The sequence below is a fragment of the Alcanivorax profundi genome (genome assembly GCF_003597125.1).
Taxonomy (GTDB): Bacteria; Pseudomonadota; Gammaproteobacteria; order Pseudomonadales; family Alcanivoracaceae; genus Alcanivorax; species Alcanivorax profundi.
Map to the genome: position 1 here is coordinate 160,383 of NZ_QYYA01000005.1, position 24,317 is coordinate 184,699.

The 24,317-nt window shown below is 58.7% G+C and carries 19 protein-coding genes; 13 read left to right on the forward strand and 6 right to left on the reverse strand.

Annotated features, from left to right (window positions below):
* Positions 1-335: 335 nt before the first annotated feature.
* Complete coding sequence (locus D4A39_RS14700) at positions 336-1,604, reverse strand: inorganic phosphate transporter (RefSeq protein WP_022984745.1); 1,269 nt, start codon at positions 1,602-1,604, stop codon at positions 336-338.
* Positions 1,605-1,614: 10 nt separating this feature from the next.
* Positions 1,615-2,295, reverse strand: a complete 681-nt coding sequence (locus D4A39_RS14705; RefSeq protein ID WP_119918475.1) for a TIGR00153 family protein — start codon at positions 2,293-2,295, stop codon at positions 1,615-1,617.
* Positions 2,296-2,533: 238 nt separating this feature from the next.
* Between D4A39_RS14705 and tfpB the strand changes: the two genes are divergently transcribed.
* From tfpB to D4A39_RS14760, 11 genes are all read left to right on the forward strand, one after another.
* A complete protein-coding gene (gene tfpB / locus D4A39_RS14710) occupies positions 2,534-4,330 on the forward strand; it encodes a type IV pilus assembly ATPase TfpB (RefSeq protein ID WP_022984747.1) in 1,797 nt (598 codons plus the stop codon).
* A gap of 236 nt (positions 4,331-4,566) precedes the next feature.
* Entirely contained in the window at positions 4,567-7,437 is a 2,871-nt protein-coding gene (glnE, locus tag D4A39_RS14715; RefSeq protein WP_022984749.1) for a bifunctional [glutamate--ammonia ligase]-adenylyl-L-tyrosine phosphorylase/[glutamate--ammonia-ligase] adenylyltransferase, read from the forward strand.
* A gap of 34 nt (positions 7,438-7,471) precedes the next feature.
* Positions 7,472-8,398, forward strand: coding sequence for a branched-chain amino acid transaminase (locus D4A39_RS14720; protein ID WP_022984750.1), 927 nt, complete (start codon positions 7,472-7,474; stop codon positions 8,396-8,398).
* An 8-nt stretch (positions 8,399-8,406) separates the two neighbouring features.
* The gene (gene waaF / locus D4A39_RS14725; protein WP_022984751.1) at positions 8,407-9,450 is read left to right on the forward strand and encodes a lipopolysaccharide heptosyltransferase II; all 1,044 of its coding nucleotides are present in this window, start codon (positions 8,407-8,409) and stop codon (positions 9,448-9,450) included.
* Between the two features lie 4 nt (positions 9,451-9,454).
* A complete protein-coding gene (locus D4A39_RS14730; RefSeq protein WP_022984752.1) occupies positions 9,455-10,225 on the forward strand; it encodes a lipopolysaccharide kinase InaA family protein in 771 nt (256 codons plus the stop codon).
* Positions 10,226-10,228: 3 nt separating this feature from the next.
* Positions 10,229-11,254, forward strand: coding sequence for a lipopolysaccharide heptosyltransferase I (gene waaC / locus D4A39_RS14735; protein ID WP_022984753.1), 1,026 nt, complete (start codon positions 10,229-10,231; stop codon positions 11,252-11,254).
* Positions 11,251-12,342 carry a glycosyltransferase family 4 protein gene (locus D4A39_RS14740; RefSeq protein ID WP_031226177.1) on the forward strand — a complete coding sequence of 364 codons (1,092 nt, stop codon included), beginning with the start codon at positions 11,251-11,253 and terminating at the stop codon, positions 12,340-12,342. The genes waaC and D4A39_RS14740 overlap by 4 nt, the downstream gene beginning before the upstream one ends.
* Complete coding sequence (gene rfaP, locus D4A39_RS14745) at positions 12,339-13,184, forward strand: lipopolysaccharide core heptose(I) kinase RfaP (protein WP_022984755.1); 846 nt, start codon at positions 12,339-12,341, stop codon at positions 13,182-13,184. The genes D4A39_RS14740 and rfaP overlap by 4 nt, the downstream gene beginning before the upstream one ends.
* On the forward strand, positions 13,184-14,545 hold the full coding sequence (locus D4A39_RS14750) for a lipopolysaccharide kinase InaA family protein (RefSeq protein WP_022984756.1): 1,362 nt from the start codon (positions 13,184-13,186) through the stop codon (positions 14,543-14,545). Before rfaP ends, D4A39_RS14750 begins: the two co-directional genes overlap by 1 nt.
* A 3-nt stretch (positions 14,546-14,548) precedes the next feature.
* Positions 14,549-15,316, forward strand: a complete 768-nt coding sequence (locus D4A39_RS14755) for a polysaccharide pyruvyl transferase family protein (protein ID WP_022984757.1) — start codon at positions 14,549-14,551, stop codon at positions 15,314-15,316.
* A complete protein-coding gene (locus D4A39_RS14760) occupies positions 15,291-16,817 on the forward strand; it encodes a hypothetical protein (protein ID WP_147393929.1) in 1,527 nt (508 codons plus the stop codon). The genes D4A39_RS14755 and D4A39_RS14760 overlap by 26 nt, the downstream gene beginning before the upstream one ends.
* On the opposite strand, the gene lpxL is transcribed toward D4A39_RS14760, so the two are convergent.
* Positions 16,811-17,725: an LpxL/LpxP family Kdo(2)-lipid IV(A) lauroyl/palmitoleoyl acyltransferase gene (gene lpxL / locus D4A39_RS14765; RefSeq protein WP_022984759.1), complete on the reverse strand. Its 915-nt coding sequence runs from the start codon at positions 17,723-17,725 to the stop codon at positions 16,811-16,813. The two genes, D4A39_RS14760 and lpxL, sit on opposite strands and share 7 nt — an antisense overlap.
* Before the next feature lie 15 nt (positions 17,726-17,740).
* Positions 17,741-18,907 carry a hypothetical protein gene (locus tag D4A39_RS14770; RefSeq protein WP_022984760.1) on the reverse strand — a complete coding sequence of 389 codons (1,167 nt, stop codon included), beginning with the start codon at positions 18,905-18,907 and terminating at the stop codon, positions 17,741-17,743.
* A gap of 190 nt (positions 18,908-19,097) precedes the next feature.
* Between D4A39_RS14770 and hldE the strand changes: the two genes are divergently transcribed.
* Positions 19,098-20,531, forward strand: coding sequence for a bifunctional D-glycero-beta-D-manno-heptose-7-phosphate kinase/D-glycero-beta-D-manno-heptose 1-phosphate adenylyltransferase HldE (gene hldE, locus D4A39_RS14775; RefSeq protein WP_119918476.1), 1,434 nt, complete (start codon positions 19,098-19,100; stop codon positions 20,529-20,531).
* Positions 20,532-20,677: 146 nt separating this feature from the next.
* Here hldE and D4A39_RS14780 read toward each other — a convergent pair whose 3' ends face one another.
* Positions 20,678-21,685 carry an AraC family transcriptional regulator gene (locus tag D4A39_RS14780; protein ID WP_119918477.1) on the reverse strand — a complete coding sequence of 336 codons (1,008 nt, stop codon included), beginning with the start codon at positions 21,683-21,685 and terminating at the stop codon, positions 20,678-20,680.
* Between the two features lie 150 nt (positions 21,686-21,835).
* Between D4A39_RS14780 and D4A39_RS14785 the strand changes: the two genes are divergently transcribed.
* Complete coding sequence (locus D4A39_RS14785; RefSeq protein WP_119918478.1) at positions 21,836-23,365, forward strand: flavin-containing monooxygenase; 1,530 nt, start codon at positions 21,836-21,838, stop codon at positions 23,363-23,365.
* 75 nt (positions 23,366-23,440) lie between these two features.
* Here D4A39_RS14785 and D4A39_RS14790 read toward each other — a convergent pair whose 3' ends face one another.
* A complete protein-coding gene (locus D4A39_RS14790) occupies positions 23,441-24,232 on the reverse strand; it encodes a M48 family metallopeptidase (protein WP_022984764.1) in 792 nt (263 codons plus the stop codon).
* Positions 24,233-24,317 lie beyond the last annotated feature (85 nt).

Here is a 24,317-nt window from a genome sequence, read left to right on the forward strand (position 1 = left end):
CCCTGCGGCGGGTGGTAAGTGATTGATTGGCCAGTATAGCCAGTGGGGACGTGCGGGCGCTAGCGGTCGCTACGGAGCCGCTGTGGGAGCTTGCCTGCAAGCGAAAAAGGCCAATTGCGAGGCACGAGTTTCGAGTTGCGAAAACCTGAAAGGCAGAGCGGGGCTTTTGCCTTCCGAAACTCGTTACTTGAGCCCCGAAACTTTCTGCATTCTCAGTGGGCTAAATCGCTTGCAGGCAAGCTCCCACAGTGGAGCTACCGGAAGTTGTGCCAAACAAAAGCGCCGCCCGTTGGGCGGCGTTAGTGTGTGGCTTGCTGCGCACGGCGTCTCCTGGATTACGCCCCGAACAATCCCTTGAAAAAGTAGAAGAACAGGATGGAGAGCAGGGCGCCGGCGGGCAGGGTCACCACCCAGGAGGTGAAGATGGTGCCAATGACGCGCAGGTTCAGGGAGCCGATGCCGCGGGCCATGCCAACGCCAAGAATGGCGCCCACCAGCGTGTGTGTGGTCGAGATGGGCAGGCCGGTGCCGGAGGCGAGCACTACCGTGGTGGCGGCACCCAGTTCGGCGGCGAACCCGCGGGAAGGGGTCAGCTCGGTAATTTTCTTGCCTACCGTGGCCATGACCCGGGCACCAAAGATGGCGAGGCCAAAGACGATCCCCATGGCGCCGACCAGCAGAATCCAGCTGGGCATTTCGGCCTTGGCGCCGACTACGCCCCCGGAGGCCAGTACGCTGTTGATGGCGGCGAGTGGGCCAACAGCGTTGGCCACATCGTTGGAGCCGTGGGCAAAGGCCATGGCACAGGCGGTAAAGATCATCAGCACCGCAAACACCCGCTCCACCGAGCTGAAGCGGAAGTCCTTGTCGGCTTCCGGGTCGGGCTTGATACGTTTGAGAAACACCGACCCCACGGCCATGACGATAGCACCGCCGACCAGAGACCACAGAAAGCTGTGCAGGAAGCTCAGCTCCAGTCCCACGTGCTTGAGGCCTTTGACCATGGTGACCATGGAAATCACGAAACCGACCAGGAACATGTAGAAGGGCACGACTTTTTTGGCACGCTCGAACGGATCGTCGTGGTTAAGCACCAGCCGCTGCACGCTGCGTATCAGGGCAAAGGAGATAATCCCGGCCAATAATGGCGAGGTGACCCAGCTGGCGACAATGGAGCCAACCTTGTTCCAGTGTACGGCGTCCATGCCCAGGCCCACGGCAGCAAAGCCGACAATGGCGCCGACGATGGAGTGGGTGGTCGAGACCGGCCAGCCGAACCAGGAGGCCACCATCAACCAGATGCCGGCAGCCAGCAGCGCAGACATCATGCCGTAGACCAGGTATTGCGGGGCGTGGGAGAAAGTTTCGGCGTCGATGATGCCTTTGCGGATGGTGGCAGTCACTTCGCCCCCGGCCAGGTAGGCCCCCGCAAATTCAAAGATGATGGCGATGATCACCGCTTGTTTGATGGTAAGGGCCTTGGCTCCCACCGAGGTACCCATGGCGTTGGCTACGTCGTTGGCGCCGACGCCCCAGGCCATCAGAAAGCCGAACGCGCCGGCCAGTAACAACATCAGGTAGGTATGCTCGAGCATCCACTCCATAAGAACTCTCCTAGCGTGCGACCAACATCTGCAGGCGGCCGCCCACTTTCTGGGCGCGATCGGCGAGATCGCCTACCCATTCGATGATCTTGTAGAGGAAGATGACATCCACCGGGGGCAGTTCGCTTTCCAGCTTGAACAGGGTGGCACGGATGGTGATCTGCTGCTCGTCGTTGGCACGCTCCAGGCGGTCCAGCTCTTCGATCAGGTCTTCCACCAGTTTGATTTCCCGTCCGCTGAAACCGGTTTCCACCAGCTCATCCAGCTCGTTGATGGCCTTTTGGGCCTGGGCAGAGGTGTCGATGGCACCTTGCACATAGCTGAGCATGGCGTCGGCCAGCGTGGCGGGGATGGACATTTCCCGGCCCAGCATCAGCCCGGAAATGTCCTTGGCCTTGTTGGCGACCTTGTCCTGTACGCTGATCAGCTCGAGCAGATCGGTACGGGGCACAGGCAGGAACAGGCTTTTGGGCAGGTTGAGGCGAAACTCTTTCTTCAGCTCGTCGGCTTCGTTCTCCAGCTCGGCAATGCGCTTTCGCAGGGTGCGAGCCTGATCCCAATCGCTCTGGGTCACGGCGGTAAAGAAGTCCGCAAGCGTACAGGCGCATTGGTGAACGGTATCGTAGTGTTGCTGAAGGGGCTTGATGGGCGAGCGGCCAAACAGGCCGGCGATGGAGCTTCCAAAGGACATAGGCGCCTCGGGTCCAGGTTAGGGTCGTCAAAGTATCCCATGCCGCAGGCCAATCAGCTAAGGCCACGGCTGACAGGCAGTGCGTCACACAGCTGTCATGAATTTGGTCGCGAGTATAGAGAAAGCGGGCGGGGCTGTCAGGGGGTCAATGTTACAGTTACAGTACCCAGAGGTTTCCTAATAATGATAAAGGGTGAGGTTTGGTCAATCCTGCCCTGTAGAGACTCGGAGAGTATTTGTGAACGCCACTGCCAAACCTGCGGTACCGGATGGATTGCTGATTGATGTGCGTTGGCTGATGCGCGAGCTGCTGGATGAAGGACGTGTCAGCCAGGAGGACTTCAATGTTATTTCCACCACGCCGCGGGAGAAGAAGGAGCTGAACTGGCACCCGATCCAGGTGTTGGCCAAGTACCGGTTGACCGATCGAGGTGATACCCACCAGCTGCTGGATGTGGACTTTCTTACCGACTGGTTGGGCGAGCGTGCCAACATGAAGGTGTACCACATCGACCCGCTGAAAGTGCAGGTGGATCAGGTAACCAACGTGATGAGCTATGCCTTTGCCGAGCGCCACGGCATCGTCGCGGTGGAGGTGCACCGGGACAGGGTGGTGGTGGCCTGCGACCAGCCTTTCCTGCAGGACTGGAAAGGGCACCTGCAGCAGGTACTGCGCGACCGGGAGCTGGAGGTGGTGCTGGCCAACCCGGAGCAGCTGCGCCGCTATCGTATCGAGTTCTACAATCTCAGCCGTTCCATCGCCGGTGCCACGGGTAATACCGGTCAGGAGATGTCCGGGATTACCAACTTCGAGCAGCTGCTGGAAGTGGGGAAGGGACACCACGATGCGGACGACCAGCACATCGTCAATATCGTGGACTGGATTCTCCAGTATGCGTTTTCCCAGCGCGCCAGTGATATCCATCTGGAACCGCGTCGCGAGACCGGCAAGATGCGTTTCCGCATTGATGGGGTGTTGCACGACGTCTATGAACTGCCGGCGGCCATCATGGCGGCGGTGACCAGTCGTCTGAAGATTCTCAGTCGTCTTAATGTGGCGGAAAAACGCAAGCCTCAGGATGGTCGCCTGAAGACCAAGAGCCCGGACGGGGACGAGGTGGAGCTTCGTCTTTCCACCTTGCCGACTGCGTTTGGTGAGAAGATGGTCATGCGGGTGTTTGACCCGGATGTACTGGTGCGCAGTTTCGAGCAAATGGGGTTTACCCGTGAGGATCATGACACCTGGCACGGCATGACCCAGCATCCCCACGGCATTATCTTCGTCACCGGCCCCACCGGGTCGGGCAAGACTACAACCCTGTACTCCACCCTCAAGCAGCTGGCCACCAGTGAGGTCAATGTCTGTACCATCGAGGATCCCATCGAGATGGTGGAACCCAGCTTCAACCAGATGCAGGTGCAGGCGAATATTGATGTGAGCTTCGCTCAGGGGGTGAAGGCGATGCTGCGTCAGGATCCGGACATCATCATGATTGGTGAGATTCGCGATCTGGCCACGGCAGACATGGCGATTCAGGCGGCACTGACTGGCCACCTGGTGTTGTCTACCCTGCATACCAACGATGCGCCCTCGTCGATTACCCGTCTGGTGGACCTGGGGGTGGCGCCGTACATGATTTCGGCCACGGTACTGGGGGTCATGGCACAGCGCCTGGTGCGAACTCTGTGCCCGCACTGCAAGGCTCCGGTGGCGCCGAATGCCCAGGCCTGGGAGGAGCTGGTGCGCCCCTTCAAGATGAAGATGCCAGAAAGCATCAATCGGCCGGTAGGGTGCCTGGAGTGCCGTGGAACGGGGTACCTGGGGCGCATGGGCGTCTATGAGACGATGCCTCTCAACAGTGCCCTCAAAGGGCACATTACCCGCGGCGGAGATCTGGAGGCGCTGACCCGGCAGGCCTTGAAAAACGGGATGAAGCCGCTACGAATCAGTGGTGCCATGAAAGTCGCCAAGGGGCTGACCACCATTGAGGAGGTGATGCGAGTGACGCCGTCCCAGGATATTTTGCTGGGGTGAAGCCGCTACAGGGCTCCGGTTATTCGCTCCGCTCACTCCTTCGGGGTCACTTTGTGCGCTGCTCTGCGTCGCTAGCTTCCTGGAGCTCGCAGGGTGGACCTTGGCGAAGGTCAATCTCCACGTGGCAGAGATCGGACTTGGCCGATTTTTGCCCTGCCTTCAGTTTGATCATTTGCCACCTCGCCGCTCTTATTCCCGCTTGTAGCTTGCCCCGTCGCATACGACAATAGCGCCCCATGAATGAACCCCAATATCAGTCTCTCCCCGATGAACTGTCGGTGCTGGTCAGCCAGCACTGGCAATCGTTCGTCGAATCCGGCCATGTTATGCCGTCGGTGCTCCATGACGACCTGCCGCGTGTCTGGGCCGGCTCCGATTATGTGGCCACCCAGTTTCAGCGTGACCCGGAGTTGGGCCAATGGTTGGCCGACAGCGACCTGGCTCAGCCGCTGACGGCAGATGGGCTCCGCCAGCAGGTCCGTGAGCGTCTTGCCGATTGCGACAGTGAAGACGAACTGAAGCGGCGAATCCGTCGTCTGCGACACCGCCATATGGTGCGAATCATCTGGCGAGATCTGGCGGGTATCGGGGATTACCACAGTACGGTGGCAGACCTGTCGTTGCTGGCGGATACCCTGATTCACGAATCTCTGGATTTACTGTATCGCTGGGCCTGTGCCCGCAGTGGTACCCCGACGGGGCCGGATGGCAAGCCGGTGCAGCTGGTGGTGCTGGCCATGGGCAAGTTGGGGGCCCGTGAACTGAATCTGTCCTCGGACATCGACCTGATCTTTGCCTACGAGCATGAAGGGGAGCTGGAAGGCGAGCGTCGCGCGCTCAGTTACCACCAGTTCTTTGTTCGTCTGGGGCAACAGTTGATCAAGGTGCTCGACCAGACCACCGCCGACGGTTTCGTGTTCCGGGTGGATATGCGTCTGCGTCCCTGGGGCAAGAGTGGGGTGCTGGCCATCGGCTTCGATGCCATGGAGGGGTACTACGAGACTCAGGGGCGTGAGTGGGAGCGCTATGCCCTGATCAAGATGCGGCCTGTAGCCGGGGATCTGAAAGCCGGTGCGCGACTGATCAAGCGCCTTAACCCTTTTGTGTATCGCCGCTACATTGATTACGGCGCGTTCCAGTCGTTGCGGGAAATGAAGGCGCTGATCGAGCGCGAAGTGAACCGCAAGGGCATGCAGGCCGATGTGAAGCTGGGTGCGGGCGGTATCCGTGAGGTGGAGTTTATCGTTCAGGCGTTTCAGCTGATCCGTGGGGGGCAGTTACCGGCCCTGCGCGAGCCCAATCTGGTCAAGGTCTTGCCCCAGTTGGTCGAGCTGGAGCTGTTGCCGGAAGATGTGGCCGATGAGCTGACCGATGCCTATCTGTTTCTGCGTGATGTGGAGCATCGTCTGCAGGCGGTCGGTGACAAGCAGACCCAGCGGCTGCCGGACGACCAGCTTGGCTGGCAACGACTGACCTTTGCCATGGGGTTTTCCGAGCGGACGGCGTTTGAACGCAAGTTGCGACGCTTCCGGGAAAATGTCCGCCTCCATTTCGGGCAGGTCATTGCCGACCCGGAACAGGAAACCGAAGCGGCCCAGGGGGCAGACCAGGAACTGCTGGATCTGTGGCTGGGCGAACTGGATGACGACGCTGCCGTGGCCCAACTGGGAGCCATTGGTGTGCTGGAAGCGGAGCAGGTCTATGCGCGCCTGAATGCCTTCCGTGACAGCCGGGCAGTGGAGAACATGCAGACGATCAGCCGTGAACGGCTGGATCGGCTGATGCCACTGATGCTGGAAGCATTGGGTTATCAGGGGCATGGCGATACCACCGCCATGCGCCTGTTCAATTTTGTGGAGGCGGTGCTGCGCCGTAGCGCCTATATCGCGCTGCTGGTGGAAAACCCCGGTGCCCTCACCCAGCTGGTGAAGCTGTCGGGGGCCAGCCCGTGGATCGCGGAGCGGTTGGCGTTGCATCCGGTATTGCTGGATGAGTTGCTGGATGTGCGCACCCTGTATTCCCCACCGGAGCGTGCCGAGCTGGATGATGAGCTGCGCCAGCAATTATTGCGGGTGGCGGAAGATGACCTTGAGCAGCAGATGGAAGTGCTGCGTAACTTCAAGCAAGCCCACCTGCTGCGAGTGGCGGCGTCGGAAGTGACCGAAGTGCTGCCGCTGATGAAAGTGAGTGATTATCTCACCTGGCTGGCCGAGAGCATCCTCAATCAGGTAGTGATGCTGGCCTGGGAACCGCTGGTGGAGCGCCACGGTCGCCCGTCGCGGCTCGACGGCCAGCCCTGCAGTCCTGATTTTGTGGTGGTGGGCTACGGCAAGCTGGGCGGCATTGAGCTGGGCCATAACTCGGATCTGGACCTGGTCTTCCTGCACGATGCTGCCAGTGGCGGCATGACCGATGGGGAGAAGTCGGTCTCCAACGAGCAGTTCTATGCCCGTCTTGGCCAGCGTATCGTGCACATTCTTTCAACGCGTACCATGAGCGGCCAGCTGTATGAGGTGGATACCCGCCTGCGTCCCTCTGGTAGTGCCGGGTTGCTGGTGAGCTCCATGGATGCGTTCGAAAAATACCAGCTCAACGATGCCTGGACCTGGGAGCATCAGGCTCTGGTGCGGGCCAGGGTGGTGGCCGGGTGTAGTCGTTCCCGTCAGCGATTTGATGACATTCGGCACAAGGTCCTTTGCCGGGAGAGAACGCTGCAGGGGCTGCGCGACGATGTGCTCGCCATGCGCAGCAAGATGGTGGATCACCTCAGCGACAAGAGCGAGGCGCAATTCCACCTCAAGCAGGACCCCGGAGGTATCGTTGATATCGAATTTATGGTGCAATATGGGGTTCTGAGATGGGCCTCCTCCCACGGTGAACTGACCCGATTCACCGATAATGTGCGGCTGCTCGAAACACTGGCTGCACTGGACATTATGTCGGCGCAGGACGCCGGCCTGCTGCGGGAAGCGTACCTCGCTTACCGATCCGCGGCTCATCGCGCTTCGTTGCGCAAAGAAAAATCCATCGTCGACGACACCCAGTTTCGCGATTTACGCGACGGTGTGCGTGCGATCTGGAAGCAATGGTTTGACCTGACGGATTGACCCGCAGGTCCTCAGCTCTGGGAGTATCACTGCCATGTCGATGGCTGTAAGAGACGGTTTTATCTGGTTGGATGGCGAACTGGTTCCCTGGCAGGAGGCCAAGGTGCATGTGCTGACGCACACCCTGCACTATGGCATGGGCGTGTTCGAAGGGGTGCGAGCCTATGAAACCGCCACGGGTCCGGCGATTTTCCGCCTGAAGGAGCACACTGACCGCCTGTTCAACAGTGCCCACATCATGAATATGAAGATCCCGTTCACCAAGGACGAGGTCAATGCGGCACAGCTGGCGGCGGTGAAATCCAACAACCTGCCCCACGCCTACCTGCGCCCGATGGTGTTTTACGGAAGTGAGGGCATGGGGCTTCGCGCCCATAATCTGAAGGTCCACCTGATGGTGGCGGCCTGGGAATGGCCGGCTTACATGTCGCCGGAAGCCCTGGAGCTGGGTATCAAGGTGCGCACCTCCAGCTACACCCGCCACCACGTGAACATCACCATGTGCAAGGCGAAGGCCAACGGCAACTACATCAACTCCATGCTGGCCCTGAACGAAGCACTGTCCGGCGGCGCCGATGAAGCGCTGCTGCTGGACAACGAAGGCTATGTGGCGGAAGGCTCTGGCGAGAACATTTTCGTCATCAAGGACAAGGTGCTTTATACCCCGGAGCTGACGTCCTGCCTGGATGGTATTACCCGCAAGACCATCATCCAGCTGGCAGAAGAACGCGGGTACACCGTGCGTGAAAAGCGTATTACCCGTGACGAAATCTACGTGGCGGACGAAGCCTTCTTCACCGGTACGGCTGCCGAAGTGACGCCGATCCGCGAACTGGATGGTCGTATCATCGGCGAAGGCAAGCGTGGTCCGATCACTGAGCAGTTGCAGGCGGTGTACTTCGATCTGGTGCGCGGCAAACTGGACGACCAGTACGGAGACTGGCTCACTTACGTGGGCTAAATCCGCGGATGTCTCAGACGCCGTCTGCCATCCTTGTCGTCGGCCCGTCCTGGGTCGGCGACATGGTGATGGCACAAACCCTGTTCTCTGAACTGCGTCGCCAATACCCTGAGTGTGCCATTGATGTGCTGGCGCCTGCCTGGTGCCGGCCATTGCTGTCGCGCATGCCGGAAGTGCGAGACGCCCTGTCGTTGCCGTTCGACCATGGTGATCTGAAACTGGGTGAGCGCCATGCGCTGGGTAAGCGTTTGCGCGGCCAGTATCAGCAAGCCTATGTGCTCCCCAATTCCCTCAAGTCGGCGCTGGTGCCCTGGTCGGCGCGGGTCCCGGTGCGTACCGGTTGGCGCGGCGAAATGCGTTACGGCTTGCTCAACGATGTGCGCAAGCTGGACAAGGACGCCTACCCGTTGATGGTGCAGCGTTTTGTGGCGCTGGCGTTGCCTGCCGATGCGCCGGTTCCGGGCTTGGAAAGCATCAAGGCGCCGCACTTGAACGTGAGTGAGGATGCCCGTCGTGAGGCTATGGCCAGCCATGGGCTGAATACTGACAAACCGGTGCTGGGGCTGTGCCCCGGTGCGGAGTTTGGCCCTGCCAAGCGCTGGCCGGAACATCACTATGCGGCGGTGGCGCAGCACTGGATTGATAACGGTGGTCAGGTGTGGATCTTCGGTTCTGCCAAGGATAAGCCGGTGGCTGAGACCATCGTCAATTCCCTGACCGAGGAGAGCCGTGAACGGGCCGCGGTGCTGGCGGGTAATACCTCCCTGGAAGAGGCGGTAGACCTGCTCTCGGCCACAGCCTCCGTGGTCAGTAATGACTCGGGCCTGATGCACATAGCCGCAGCCCTTAAGCGACCGCTGGTGTCGGTGTACGGATCCACGTCGCCGGGATTTACACCGCCTTTGGGAGAGCGCGTTGCTGCAGTTCGTCTGGGGCTGGAATGCAGTCCTTGTTTCAAACGTGAGTGCCCATTGGGGCATCTGGATTGTTTGCGCAAATTGCCTCCTCAACAGGTTGTTGATGCATTAGGGCAGCTGACAGGAGATGAGTAATCAAATGGAATTGAATGCCAGTTATGTGCACCCTCACTGGCGGGTGACGCTGCAGGATAGCGGGCTCAATGCAATGTCGGACTGGTTGGCGCTGGATCGGACACTGGTTGATGAGCCAAACCGTCGAGGCAAGGGTATCAGTGAGGTATTCCAGGCCAACATTACGGGGCCAGATCATCACGAAGTGACGGTGTATATCAAGTATCAGCGCAATTATCAGCGCCGGAGCCTGCTGCATCCGTTGGTGGGTCAGTCCACGCTGTATCAGGAATACAAGGCGCTGATGCGTTGTTGGCAGGCCGGCGTGCCGGTGGCAGAACCGCTTTTTTTTGCCGCCAGCACGGAAGGGGAGGATCGACAGGCCATGTTGGTCAGCCTTGATCTCAAGGGCTTTGAGAGCCTTGATCGGATTGATCCGGGGAGTCTCGAGGAGGGGCGCCGCCAGGTCTTGATTCATGACGTTGCAGCGACTGTGCGCTTGCTGCATGAAAAAGGTCTGGTGCACCAGAATCTCTACCCCAAACACATTTTCACCGCTTGGCACGAACAGCAGCAGCGCTATGATGTCCGATTTATCGATATGGAGCGTTGCCGTCCCCACTACCAGCGCTGGCGGCCAAGGTTACGGGATCTGGATACTCTTGCAAGGCGCGCGAAGCACTTTTCGGCCCTTGACCGGGCGCGGTTTCTTCGCACTTATCTGGGGTCCCCACTGAGTCAGGGTAAGGGCCGTTTTGTGGTGAGCCGCCTGAGTCGTCATCTCAAGAGTGCCTGATTAATGCATGTGCTTTTGGTAAAAACTTCCTCGATGGGTGACGTGATCCATACCCTCCCTGCCCTCACTGATGCCCGGGCTGCGATTCCCGGGCTGCGCGTTGACTGGGTTGTGGAAGAGGCATTTGCCGAGCTTGCTGCGCGACACCCCGCTGTGGCCAACGTTTTCCCCTGCGCACTGCGTCGCTGGCGCAAGCATCCAATCAAAGCCCGCCGCACAGGCGAATGGGCTGACTTCAAGTCAGCGATGCAAGCGGTTAACTATGATGCGGTCATCGATGCTCAGGGGCTGATCAAAAGTGCCTTTGTCACTCGCCTGGCTCGTGGCCCGAAGTTTGGTCTGGACAAGCATTCCGCTCGTGAGGGGCTGTCTGCAAGAGTGTTGGATCATCCCCTGTCGGTGGTGCGCGGGCAGCACGCCATACAACGTGTGCGCCAGCTGTTTTCGCAGGCGCTAAATTACCCCTTGCCTGACTCCGCTCCGGATTATGGATTGCCTCGCGCCCATGTCCCGGCCCCGCTCAGTCAGCCGGGGGAGCTGGTGTTTTGCCATGGCACCACCTGGCCGACCAAGCATTACCCCGAAGCGTTCTGGCGGCAGCTGCTGGAACTGGCCACGGCAGAGGGCCATCGGGTGCACCTGCCCTGGGGCAATGACGCGGAGAAAGCCCGGGCCGAGCGCCTCGCTGCGGGGCTGGAGAGGGTGGAGGTGCTGCCGAAAATGGGGCTGGATTCCCTGACCGACAAGCTGCTTGGATGGGATGCCTTCATTGCTGTCGACACGGGCCTTGCGCACCTCGCTGCAGCCGCCGGCTTGCCCGGGGTCGCACTGTACGGTCCCACCGACCCGGTGCTGACCGGTGTGCAGGGGGTCCGGGCGTCGTCATTGGCGGCGGACTTCCCCTGTGCCCCCTGTGTGCAGGAGAGTTGCACCTATCGGGGGGAGTTGGGCAAAGGGGTGGAGCCGCCCTGCTTCAGTACCCTCAAGCCGGAAACCGTTTGGCGGGCGTTGCGGAGGCAGAGCCCGTGAAGTGCGTGATGGTGCTTTACCACTATTTCCCCTGGGGCGGGCTGCAACGGGACTTTGCCCGTATCGCCCGTGAGGCCGTTGCCCGTGGACATCAGGTCCAGGCGCTGGTGAGCGAATGGCAGGGCGAGCCCCTGCAGGGCGTCACCATCACAACGGTGCCCGTACGGGGGCAAAGTAACCATGCACGGATGGCCCGTTTTGCCGCAGGCGTACAGCAGTATCTCGCCGAGACCCCCCATGATCGGGTGCTGGGCTTCAATCGTTTGCCGGGTCTGGATGTTTATTTCGCTGCGGACAGCTGTTTTGCCGAACACGTGGCAGGCAAACCTGGTGTGGTTCGCTGGTTGCCCCGTTATGCCACCTACCTGAAACTGGAGCATCAGGTGGTCGCAGAGTCGGGGCCGCGGCTGTTGTTTCTGAACGAACACCAGCGAGATCAGTACCGGGCGCATTATGCCTTGCCGGAAAGTCGCTACCAGGTATTGCCGCCGGGCGTGGAAGCGGATCGTCGTCGCCCGGCTAATCATGCGGCGTTGCGCGAACAGATTCGCACGGAACTGGGGGTCGGTTCGGGGGTGCCTTTGCTGTTGTTTTTGGGCTCCGGGTTCAAGGTCAAGGGACTCGACCGCGCGCTGGCGGCTTTCGCAACGTTGCCGTCGCAGGCGCATTTGATGATTGTTGGCAATGACGAGGCCGCACCTTACCTGCGTGATCTGCAGGTGGCCACCCGTGAGCGAATTCATGTACTGGGTCCCCGTGATGACGTGCCCGCGCTGATGCAAGGGGCGGATCTGTTGCTGCATCCGGCCTATCGGGAGTCGGCGGGTATGGTGTTGCTGGAGGCAACGGTGGCTGGGTTACCGGTGTTGACCACCGATACCTGTGGTTATGCCCGCTATGTGCAGGAGGCAGGGTCTGGAGAGGTGATTGCCACGCCGTTCAAGCAGACCGCATTGAATGCGATGCTGCAGACCATGGTCGAACGTGTGCCGGGTGAATGGCAGGCAAATGCGTTGCGTTATGCCGAGTCTCCGCTGTTATATCAGCTTGCTCAGAATGTAGTGGATGCGGTGGAGGCCGGGCGATGAAACTGTTCCTTCGCGATGATATGTCGACCCTGTGGGGCGAACGCGATCCCTTCGCACAGGCCGCCGCCCAGCAGGGTGAGATTTTCCGTGCCCGGGAAGGCCGGCGTACGCTACGATTTGAGGGGAATGGACGCAGTTACTTTCTCAAGTATCACGCGGGTATCGGCTGGAAAGAAATCTTCAAGAATCTGACCCAGGGAAAGCTGCCGGTGCTTGGGGCCATGGATGAAGTCAGGGCGATCGAAGCGGTAAGAAATGCCGGGCTGGACACCATGACGGTGGCGGCCTTCGGCAGCCGTGGCGTTAATCCGGCCGGGGTCGAATCCTTTATCGTTACCGATGATCTGAGCGGCACCCTGAGCCTGGAAGACGTCGGCGAAGAATGGGTGTCGAGTGGGCACACTCCTGTGCTGTTCAAACGCGCCTTGATTTTGCGGGTCGCACAGATCGCTCGCGATATGCATCGCGCCGGGATCAATCACCGGGATTTCTATCTGGCGCATTTCTTGATGTCGGAACAGGATGTGCGACGGGAAAACAGCGATGCACCCCTGTTCCTGATTGATTTGCACCGTTCCCAGGTGCGCCGGTCGGTGCCTCGTCGCTGGCAGGTGAAAGACCTGGGAGGGCTGTATTTCTCGACGGCTCGCTTTGGCATGACACGCCGTGATCTGCTGAGGTTCATCCGAGCCTATAGCGGCAAGCCATTGCGTGAGGCTCTGTCTGATGCGGGCCTTTGGCAGTCTGCCCGTCGCGAGGCAGAAAAAATCTATCGCCGTTATTTCGAAGTTGAGCCGCAATTACCGCTGCAGTTCAACGAACATCCAGGCAAGGATATCTGATGGCATTGCTTCAGTATCTACAGCATGGCATTGATGAGAAGGACCTGCCGCAGACGGCTGCAGGTTTAACGATCACAGCTGTATTGCGTTGGTTGCCTGGAAGCCGCTTGGTGGTTGATGGTTACTGGAATGGGCAGCCTGTCGTTGCCAAGCTGTTTTGTCCCGGAAGCAAGGGGAAGCGCGCACAGCGAAAAGAGGTTCGGGGTCTGCAGGCAATTGCCAAATGCAACGTCCATTGTCCAGCGATTAAGGACGTACTGACCCTGGATGAGGGCATCCATTTGCTGGTGATGGAAAAACTGGAAGGGGAAACTGCCCTCCGCTATTGCCTGCAAGGTTCCAGAGCCCAGAGGCGCTCGCGCATTCACCGTCTGGCCTGCTGGGTGCGGGAAGTACAGCAGAAGGGCGTTGTTCAGACCGATATCCATCCGGGCAATTTTTTCTTTACTGCCGGTGGCTGGGCGCTGCTGGATGCAGCAGAGTGCCGCTTTGGTTCGCCGACACCAGTGCGTGCAAAAGCCAACCTGGCCGCCTTGTTGGCACAGTTTCCGCCGCTGGATCTTCCGGATGTGAGGGATTGCTTTGCTGAGCTTGGGGAGTATCAGGGTGCCTTGCGCGTTGCCAGGCGCCGGCGCTACCAGATGATCCTGAAGAAAGCCTTGCGCCCATGCACTGAATTTGCGGCGTTCAGGCAGGGCGATGTTCGCGGTATGTGCCGTAGAGAACTGCTGCCTCAGGTGGAAGCGCTTCTTGCTCGAGGGTTGGATGATGTGATGCAAACCACGGACAGTCTCAAACTCGGAGGGGCTTCCACCGTAGTACGGGATGGGCAATCCGGTTGGGTTATCAAGCGTTACAACATCAAGTCATTCGTTCACCGGATTAAACGACAATGGGGGGCAACCCGTGCCCAAAAGGCCTGGCTTGGTGGCGTCTTTCTGCGTGAAGTCGGCGTACAGACCCCTTTGCCGGTGGCCTATTTGGAAGAGCGTCGCCACGGGTTAAGGCATCGAGCCTGGATTATTAATGCTTATCAATCGGGTAGGGGGCTGGATGAGCTGTCACCTGAGCAAGCGCCACCTGAACCGGTTGTGCTGTCCCTGCAGGATTACTTCTTGCTGATGGCCCAGCTTGGGTTTCAGCATGGAGATATGAAATCTACGAATATTCTGGTTTGCAATGACAGGATTTCTGTTATCGATCTTGATGCGTTCAACCCTTTTCCCCGAGATCCTGAAGCAAGTTACCGCAAGGATTACAACCGGTTCATGAGGAATTGGCCAAAAGGGTCAGTGTTACGGACAAGTCTGGAAAGGGCGATAGCTGAAGCCGGACTGAGTGATCATAACCAAGGTGTTTAGCCAATGAGTACTGCCATTCGGTTGCACTGGGCTCGTTCAAAGCCAAATTTTGGTGACTGGCTCTCTCCACAAATCGTTGAATGCGTGTCTGGCCGGCCAGTGAAGTATGCCAAAATAGATCAGTGTGATCTGGTTGCTATCGGCAGCTTGCTGCAAAGAGTGAAAAATCGTTTCTGGACACGCCCCGTGCATATCTGGGGGGCGGGCTTCATTGAGCAGGGGAAGGGGGTAAAAACCCGACACCATATCCATGCGGTCCGTGGGCCCGCTTCCTTGGCTCGCCTCGGCAAGACGCGGGAGGGGGTGGCCTTTGGCGATCCCGGATTGCTGGCGGACCGGTTATTGGATGGTACGGTCATAGCCAAGCGGCACCGGCTTAGTGTTATTGCTCATTACAAGGATAAAACGTCAGAAGGGCTGAAACGATTTTGCCAATCTAACCCGGACGTCAATGTCATTGACGTGTTTTCTGATACGAATACCGTGCTGCGAGAAATAGCGGCATCCCATTGTGTGGTGTCTTCTGCGATGCATGGGCTCATCGCTTCTGATGCGATGGGTGTGCCTAACTGCCGGGTAGTGTTTAGCGGAGACTTGAGGGGTGGGGAGTTCAAGTTTGATGATTACTATAAAGGAACAGGGTTTCAGCCATTTCTCTGTCAGCCGGAGAGCTTTGACAAGACGCAGTATGAAACTTTGCTCAATCATTACCGCCGGCCTGGGCTGCCCGGGGTAAAAGCCGCGCTTGAAGCCGCGTTTCCGGACATGTAGATCATGGCGAATACAGGGGAAAGGGGTGTCTGCTAGTAAGGAAAACGCATCTTTGAATTTGCTGTCAAAGATGTCTCCGGTCTGGGTCGTCATCGTGGGCAGCGTGGTGCTGTCTTTTATTGCGCAGAGTTTTGAGCCTGTGCTTGGACGGGATTCTGCATTTTATGTGGATAACGCCCAGGCCTTTGTGGAAGACGGTGCACAATCATTATTGGATCGATTTAGCTGGCCCTGGTTTTCAGCAATGATCGGGGTGGTGCATCGCTTGTTAGGCCTGTCTTATGAGACGAGCGCCTATGTACTGGTGTTTGCGCTGAGCGCTGGCACCTGTGCCTGCCTGGTCCGTACCGTTCAGGAAATTAGCCCCCGTGCCGCTTGGCTGGGGGTGTTGGTGGTCTTGTCGATCCCCGCGTTCAATGAATATCGGAGTGCCTTGCTGAGAGAGCATGGTTACTGGTTCTTCTCTTCGCTGTGTGTGCTTTTGATGGCGCGCTACCAACTGGCTAGAGGGCGTTATCAGGTTGCTGGAGCCGTGGTTGCTGTGTTCGCTGCAGGGTTGTTTCGGCTTGAAGCATTGTATCTCCTTGCTCCGATTGGTGGCTGTGTCGTCTGGATGCATCGGCAGAAATTAAAGGAGAATTCGCTGCCGGTTGTCCTTTCGATTATTGCTCTTCTACTGGCTGGGGTTGCCTTGTTATGGGCGCTGGATGCCTTGGAAATGTCCAGGGCAGAACGGTATCTGGGTTACATCAATCCGATCCGGTTCTGGCATGCTCTTGACGGTATTGCGGCAACGCTGGCGGATTCGACGCTGCGCTACTCTTCCCGGGAGCTGGCGCCGTTGATTATTGCATCGGGTTTCCTGGCTGCCATTCTTGTCAATGTGCTGAAGTTAATGGGGGTCTATCTGGTGCCGTTTGTATGGGCGTTGCACCGTGAGAGACGGGAAACGATTTTTGGCAGCAATGTCTTTGGGGTTATTGCTGCATCAGCGTACATTCTTGTTCTTCTCGTTTTCTTTATCCAGAGCCGCTTTACGCTTGACCGTTATACCGCGTTAATCCATATCTTGTTACTGCCTTCGCTGGTGCTCGCACTGGCACGCTTCAGGACTGCCTACCCTGGCATGACACGCTGGATCTTGTTGGTGGCTGTGTTGATGGGGGTTGGCAATGTCATGTCCTCATCCCCAAAGCGTACCCATTTCTTTATCGCTGCTGAGTGGGTTAAGGAGCATGGAATTGGGCTGGAGCGAACCTATTTTCATGATGCCCGAATCCCCTATTACAGTGGGCTGGGGTATCGAGAGGAGGATGTGGACAGTAAGGCTGCATTGACGACGGACATGGACCGCTACGATGTCTTTGTTGTCAGTTTGACGGCCGCACATCCTTTGGTGAAAACAAAGCTGGCTTCCGGGGAGCTGGTGCTATTGGCCGAGTTTGATAATGGCCATGACCGGCATATGATGATTCTGGCCCGGCCAGACTGGAATCAGTAACGCTTTGCCTGCCCAGCAGGTTGATGCTTGAAACGTTTGTGCACCCAAAGATATTGCTCGGGGCACTTTCGGACATAGTATTCAATGGTTTGGTTGATTCTGGCGGTATCCTGTTCGTCGTCGCTAGAGGGAAAGTCTTCCAGCGCTGGGCCAAATTCAATCACGTATCGCCCCCCGGGAAGACGGTAGTGGGCGCAGGGAATAACGGCAGCCTTTCCCATACGCGCGATACGAGAGGTGGCGGTAATGGTTGCGGCAGGGATGCCAAAAAAGGGAACGAATACCGCGTGAGCAACGCCGTAGTCCTGATCCGGGGCGTACCAGAGCACTTCTCCATTCTTCAGCAGCCGCACCATCTGGCGAATGTCTGAGCGCTGAACGGATCCTTTCATGTAATTGCAGCGCCCCTTGTCGATAAGGCGGTCTATCACCGGATTGTCATTGGGGCGATAGACACCATAAAAATCCAGCACATATCCGAGCAGGCGAGACCCTACATCAAGGCTGTTAAAGTGCATGCCAAGTAGCAGCACTCCCAACCCTTGGGCACGGGCATGCTGGATATGCTCCATGCCTTCAATGGTTAGCCGCTTGTCCAGGTCGATACGGTGATTATTGAAGCTTCCGGCCATCTCCAGAATGGCTTCCCCCGTACTTACGACACTGCGCTTGGCCAAGGCCACCTGCTGTTCCGCGGTGAGCTCGGGAAAGCACAGTTGGATATTGGTCAGAGCAACATGGCGGCGCTTTTTGACAAGATGCCAGCCAAGATGTCCTACCCCGCGGCCAATGGCCAACAGTGCATTCCAGGGCAGCTGGCCGACCAGCCAGAACAGCCCGGCGCCTACCCAGCTGGGAATAAGCCGGGGGTCAGACAGTCGGGTGGGGCGCTGTTTTCGTTTTCCCATGCATCACTCGGTTGGCTAGCGTAAGGCTGGCTGGGCGGAAGGTCGCTCACAAAGGCGGGCGAAAAGGAGTGCCAGGGGAAGCCACAGGCTTAGCCAGCTGGCATGAAACGGTGCCACCAGATATGACCCTGCGGCGAAGGTCACGCACAACCCGGGGATTGCCGCGATAGTGTAGGCATTACCACCGCTCCAGAATTCCCGACGCTGGAGGAGACCGATAATTGGGCTGGCCCAGCTGGCAACAAACAGGATCAGTCCGATCAGGCCCAAATTGTGAACCAGCAGGAGAAAGATATTGCGCGGATGAGCCAGGTTTTCGAGCTTGCCATTATGATGGGCAAGTACGCCGTTGAGATATTCCTGATTCAGTCCCGTACCGATCAAGGGGTTCAGAAAATATTTACTTAGCGTGACATCCTTGCTGCCTTCAACCATCAGGTAGAGCGCGGCCAGGAGCGGGATAACAACCAGCCAGGGTCGAGAGCTTCTGGCGCTGATCCAGGCGACTACCAGGAACAGGCTCATCAACCCCAGCGGCAATGAGACAAGGCCGAGAAACAGCATACCGACTGCAGCACCCACCAGGCGACGTGCACCTTTGCCGTTGACGCCTTCATCAATACCTTGGGCGACCAGGATAAAGGTGGGGGTCACCATGGCCATCAACGCGAGTGACGGATCCAGCGAGGGCATTCTGAATATCAGGTTGGCCGGTTCACTGAACAACGGACTGTTGAGGGGTTGGGTCGTGTAGTAGCTGATTATCACCATGAAGGCGATCACCATGGCGCAGAGGGCGCCGTTGGCCATGGCCTGCCGGAAGGTGTTGCGAAAATACATATGTAGCCAGCGGAAGATGCCCACCATCACAATAATCTGAACTACCCCGCGTACGGTTCTGGAGGTATTGGGCTCTTCTGCCCAGGCCATACTCAACAGTGCCCAGCCCAGCAGCAGGTAAAGCGGTACCAGTAATGGGGATACCATCAACCGGTAATCCCCGCTGACAATGGCCCGGGTCAGCAAGGTAAGGGACGGCAGGAAGAACAGCACGTCCAGTACGTTGAGCAGACCAATGCGGGAATTGAACAAAAAGGTGCCGCTGAACATGACGGCGAAGGACAGGGTCAACCACCAACGTAACCAGCGACCTTGCATGATGTTGGGGGGTAAAGGTGGCATAGGGGCCTGTCGCTCCTTGGTAGTGGTTAGCCGCATGATACCCCGTGAACCAGGGTGTTGGCATGTTGCGGTGCGCAAGTTTAATGGCTCGGCTTGCGGGCATCCAGCTCTGTGCCGGTTGGGCGCCTGATGTTGTGCCCGCTATGCTACACTGCGCCGAAATCCGGCTCTGTTGTGTTTTGGAGACCCTATGCACAATCCGCACATTCCTGCTCTTGCGAAGGCCCGTGTTCTGGTGGCCGGTGACGTCATGCTTGATCGCTATTGGCATGGCCCCACGGGACGGATTTCGCCGGAAGCGCCCGTACCGGTGGTGCGGGTTACCGAGCTGGAAGACCGCCCGGGCGGGGCGGCGAACGTGGCCTTGAACATGGCCGCGCTGGGCGCGCGTGCCGAGCTGGTGGGGGTCACTGGGGACGACGAAGCCGCAACCATCCTGGAAGAACGACTGAACGCCGCCGACGTGGGATGCCATTTCCAGAAGGTGGCCGGGCTGCCGACCATTACCAAGCTGCGGGTGATCAGTCGCCAGCAGCAATTGTTGCGGCTGGATTTCGAAGAAGCGTTTCACGACCAGGACCCCGCGCCCTTTGCCGAGAAGGTCAAAGCCCAGCTGGCCCATTGTGGCGCACTGGTGTTGTCGGACTATGCCAAGGGTGCCCTGCGTGATTGTCAGGGGCTGATTGCACTTGCCCGCGAGGCCGGCGTGCCGGTGCTGGTAGACCCGAAGGGGACGGATTTCAGTCGCTACCGCGGGGCCACCCTGCTAACTCCTAATTTGAGCGAGTTTGAAGCTGTTACCGGGCCGGTGAAAGACGAGCAGGACCTGATCAACAAGGGGCAACAACTGATCCGGGAGTTCGATCTGCAGGCGCTGCTGGTGACCCGCAGCGAGAAGGGCATGACCCTGCTGCGCGACGGCAAGCCGGAACTGCATTTGCCGGCCCGGGCCCGAGAGGTGTTCGATGTCACCGGCGCCGGTGACACGGTGATTTCCGTACTGGCGGCCTCGCTGGCGGCGGGGGCACCCATGGAAGATGCTGTGGCGCTGGCCAATATTGCTGCCGGTATTGTGGTCGGCAAGCTGGGCACGGCGGTGGTCTCTGCGCCTGAGTTGCGCCGTGCGGTGCACCAGGAGGGTGGCCTTGGTCGTGGGGTCATGAGTGAAGAGCAACTGTTGATTGCCATTGAGGATGCGCGTGCCCAGGGGGAGAAGATCGTGTTCACCAATGGCTGCTTCGACATCATCCATGCCGGCCACGTGGGCTATCTGGATTCCGCCCGCCGCCAGGGCGACCGTCTGGTGCTGGCGGTGAACGGAGATGACTCCATCCGCCGCCTGAAAGGCCCGGGCCGCCCCATCAACCCTCTGGATCGCCGCATGGCCGTCCTCGCTGCGCTGGAAGCGGTGGACTGGGTGGTCGCCTTCGATACCGATACCCCTGAGCCACTGCTGGAAGCCATCAAGCCGGACGTGCTGGTGAAAGGCGGCGACTACAGTGTGGAAGAAGTGGTCGGCCATGAGTTTGTGAAGGGCTACGGCGGAGAGGTGAAGGTGCTCGACTTTATTGATGACATCTCGACGACGAAAATCGTGGAACGAATCAAGAAAGACAGTGAATAGTTAATAGTGAACAGTTAACAGCGACGCGTGCTCGCGCTCTGCATGTTGAAACGTAAGAGGCCGCGCCCACCCTTGGGCGCGGCCTCTTACGTTTGAAAAATCAAAAACGGCTGCTCGCGCAGCTGTTAACTGTTCACTATTAACTGTTAACTGCCTTTCCTGTGTTTTGCCGGTGTCACCCCCGTCCACCGTTCAAACGCTCGCACGAATGCTGCGGATTCACTGTAGCCCAGTAGTTCTGCGATGTCGGCGATGCTTCGGTCGGAGTCGGCCAGATAACGTTTCGCCTTGTCTTCACGGACCTTGTCCATGATGCCCTGGTACGGGTGGCCTTCCTTGCTGAGTTGTCGGCGAAAGCTGCGTTCCGGGATGCTGAAGGCCTGGGCGACCTGTTCGGCAGTGGGGAAGCGGCGGGCGAACAGGTTCAGATAGGCACCAACCCGGGCCGCCAGGTCATCAGTGGGGGCTTCGCGGCGGGCGAGCATGGCGTCGCACTGTTCGCGGTACATGTCCTGTGCCATGCGGTTATAACCTGGCAGGCGGATGGCCATGTCCTCGTTGCGGATTACTGCCTTGCAGTGGGGCTGGTCATAGCGGATCGGGCAGCCAAAATAGGCCTCGAAGCGGTCGGCACAGCGCGGGCGCGGGTAGGGCATCCACACTTCGACGGGTTTCAGGTTCAGGTTAAGTTGGGTCTGTATGTCGTTGACCAGCTTGAAGGTGCCGACCATGTCCCGGTCAATCAGGGTGCGCGACACTTCCGGCGGCAGCGGGATCGGGTAAAGCTCCAGGGCGGTGGTGTGTTCGCCGGGGATCAGGGCGATTTCGCCGTAGAGGTAGGTCAGGGCCTGATATTGCACCCCGAACTGAAACCCCTGAAAGGCGGTTTCGCTGGTCATCAGCAGCATGGCCAGTTGTCCGTAACCGGCAAACCCGAAGCGGCTGCCCATTTCGAACCCCAGCATGGGGTCGTCGACCTGGGGTAGTAGCTCGGTGAGGATCAGCAGTTCCCGGTCACGGCCGATCTCACTGCTTGGGTCCAACTTGTCCTTATCCAGCCCATGACGGGCCAGCACCGGGCCACAGTCGATCCCCTTCTCGGTCTCGAGCAGTTCGATGGTGTAGATGAGGGCAAGAATGGAGCGTGCTGACATTGGCCGAAATTATCAATTTTTGGTCAGGTTAACACGTATTCACAGGGGGCTGGCAAGGCTAGAGTGCTGCCATCAAAGGGAACCGCTGAGCATGCAAGGCGTTATTCAGCGGTTCCCAAGGAGCCCGTGAGCGTCCCGAGGAGAATACCAATGACAAGTCAGGCCCGTATCAACGTTAAAACCCGTCGCGTCAAAGTCGCCATTGTTGGTGGCGGCTTCGGCGGCCTGTGCATGGCGATCAAGCTGCGTGAGGCCGGCATCGATGATTTTGTGATTCTGGAAAAAGGCGATGGCCTGGGGGGGACCTGGTACCACAACAGCTACCCGGGCGCGGCCTGTGATGTGCAGTCGCACATGTATTCCTTCTCGTTTGAAGCGAACCCGGACTGGAGCCATCGCTACAGCGAGCAGCAGGAGATTCACGATTACATTCAGGGAGTGACCGACAAGCACAACATTCGTCAGTTCACCCGCTTCAATGCCGAGGTGACCGGTGCCCATTTTGATGACCAGGCCGCCCTGTGGACCCTGAATCTGGCCGACGGCAGCCAGCTGATCTGTCAGCATTGGGTGCTGGCCAGCGGGCCGCTGCATGTGCCGTCCTTCCCCAACTTCAAGGGCATGGAGAACTTCAAGGGCAAGATCATTCACTCCGCCCAGTGGGATCACGATTACGACATGAGCGGCAAGAAGGTCGTGTCCATCGGTACCGGTGCCAGTGCGATCCAGTATGTACCCCATGTGGCGCAAGAGGCCGGTCATCTGACGGTGGTGCAACGGACCCCGCCGTGGATCATCCCCCGCGATGAGCGTGCCTACTCTGGCATGAGCAAGTGGTTGTTCCGTCGGGTGCCAGCCCTGCGCCAGCTGCATCGTTTGCGCCTGTATCTGAGTAATGAAGCCCGGGTAATGCCGATCTTCAACCCGCGCATTGCGCGGCTGGCCGAGCCCGCTCTGAAGGCCTTTATCCACTATCAGGTGAAAGACAAGGAAACCGCTCGCAAGCTGGTGCCCAATTACACCCTGGGGTGTAAGCGCATTCTGATCTCCAATGCCTATTACCCGACCTTTAACCGCGATAACGTGGCGTTGGTGACTGAAGGGGTGAAGGAAATCCGTGAGCACAGCGTGGTGTTCAGCGATGGTTCCGAGCAGCAGGCGGATTGTCTGGTGCTGGGCACCGGCTTTGTGGTGGACCCGCGGATCTACATGAAGGATTTCGAGATTACCGGGCTGCCCGGGCGCCGTTTGCAGGACGACTGGAAAGACGCGGCCCAAGCCTATCTCGGCACGACCGTGAGCGGTTACCCGAACATGTTCCAGCTGGTGGGGCCGAATACCGGCCTGGGCCACAACTCCATTATCTTCATGATCGAAAGCCAGGTGCGGTACATCATGGATGCCATCGGCAAGCTGGATGCCCGTGGTGATGCCTGGCTGGATGTGAAGCAGGAAGTGCAGGATCGCTACAACGACAAGCTGCAGGACGAGCTGAAAGGCACCGTATGGCAGAACGGCGGTTGCACCAGCTGGTACCAGCAGGCGGATGGCCGCAATACAGCCCTGTGGCCCCATGCAACGTTCCAGTTCATGGCTCGCACCTGGAATGTGAACATGAAAGATTACCGTTGGCAGCCGGCGGTTAAAAACTCTGCTGCGGTGGGTGCCGCCAGAGCATAGTGGCCGGTTCGCCTTGTGAACCGGGCTCCAACGGTGGTTTTCGTACTGCTGGAGCCTGGCTTGCAAGGCCCGGATTTACGGGTTGCAGGACACTGGCGAGCTTTGTTGATAAAGCCGAAGCGCGGCGTCCATCTTTTCTCCCAGCATTTCAATGCGCGATTCGTGATTGGGGTGAGTAGACAGAAACTCCAGCGGTTGTGCGCCGCTGGCGGCGGCCATGTTGCGCCATAGCTGGGTGCTGTGTCGGGGATCAAAACCGGCGCTTGCCATTAACTCCAGTCCCATCACATCGGCTTCTTCCTCGTGAGCGCGGCTGAACGGCAGGGCAATGCCCAGCCAGGCGCCGACGCCCAATGCCTGCAGGATATTCTCGGTATCCGCGTCCCCTTCACTGAACAGCCCGATCAGAAACAAGACAGCCTTGATACCCAGTTCCTGGGTCAGGCGCTCGTTGCCGTGGCGTGCCAGAACATGGGCAATCTCATGGCCGATCACGGCGGCCAATTGCGCATCGTTATTGGCGACCTGAAGCAGCCCTTCATTGACGCCGATCTTGCCGCCAGGCAATGCGAAGGCGTTAGGGGTGGCATCGGCAAAGACCACGATCTCCCAGCTGTCTGGCAACGGCGAGCCCGGAAACCGTGCCGGGATGCGGCTTATCAGATGCTCAGCGACACACTGAACCTGGCTGTTGGCGTTGTCATCCTGACTGGCAGGCAGTTGCTGCTGCATTTGCACGAAGGCTTGCCGGCCAAAGTCGGCCATCAGGGTGTCCGGTACCAGAGCCAGTTGTTCACGGCCGGTGGGGGTGTTGTCGCAGCCGGATAAAGCCAGAAGCGAGAGTAGTAGAAGCCAGGGTCGTTGCACGGCGCATTGCCAGGTTGTGGGTCGAACATTCACGGTAACGTAGCGCGACAGGCTTGGGTAGCCGGTGGTGGTGGGGAACGGAAAC

Coding starts and splice junctions, on each gene's coding strand:
- D4A39_RS14700 (WP_022984745.1), bottom strand. CDS start 1,604: ATGGAGTGGATGCTCGAGCATACCTACCTGATGTTGTTACTGGCCGGC.
- D4A39_RS14705 (WP_119918475.1), bottom strand. CDS start 2,295: ATGTCCTTTGGAAGCTCCATCGCCGGCCTGTTTGGCCGCTCGCCCATC.
- glnE (WP_022984749.1), top strand. CDS start 4,567: ATGAATGAACCCCAATATCAGTCTCTCCCCGATGAACTGTCGGTGCTG.
- D4A39_RS14720 (WP_022984750.1), top strand. CDS start 7,472: ATGTCGATGGCTGTAAGAGACGGTTTTATCTGGTTGGATGGCGAACTG.
- waaF (WP_022984751.1), top strand. CDS start 8,407: ATGTCTCAGACGCCGTCTGCCATCCTTGTCGTCGGCCCGTCCTGGGTC.
- D4A39_RS14730 (WP_022984752.1), top strand. CDS start 9,455: ATGGAATTGAATGCCAGTTATGTGCACCCTCACTGGCGGGTGACGCTG.
- waaC (WP_022984753.1), top strand. CDS start 10,229: ATGCATGTGCTTTTGGTAAAAACTTCCTCGATGGGTGACGTGATCCAT.
- rfaP (WP_022984755.1), top strand. CDS start 12,339: ATGAAACTGTTCCTTCGCGATGATATGTCGACCCTGTGGGGCGAACGC.
- D4A39_RS14750 (WP_022984756.1), top strand. CDS start 13,184: ATGGCATTGCTTCAGTATCTACAGCATGGCATTGATGAGAAGGACCTG.
- D4A39_RS14755 (WP_022984757.1), top strand. CDS start 14,549: ATGAGTACTGCCATTCGGTTGCACTGGGCTCGTTCAAAGCCAAATTTT.
- lpxL (WP_022984759.1), bottom strand. CDS start 17,725: ATGGGAAAACGAAAACAGCGCCCCACCCGACTGTCTGACCCCCGGCTT.
- D4A39_RS14770 (WP_022984760.1), bottom strand. CDS start 18,907: ATGCCACCTTTACCCCCCAACATCATGCAAGGTCGCTGGTTACGTTGG.
- hldE (WP_119918476.1), top strand. CDS start 19,098: ATGCACAATCCGCACATTCCTGCTCTTGCGAAGGCCCGTGTTCTGGTG.
- D4A39_RS14780 (WP_119918477.1), bottom strand. CDS start 21,685: ATGTCAGCACGCTCCATTCTTGCCCTCATCTACACCATCGAACTGCTC.
- D4A39_RS14785 (WP_119918478.1), top strand. CDS start 21,836: ATGACAAGTCAGGCCCGTATCAACGTTAAAACCCGTCGCGTCAAAGTC.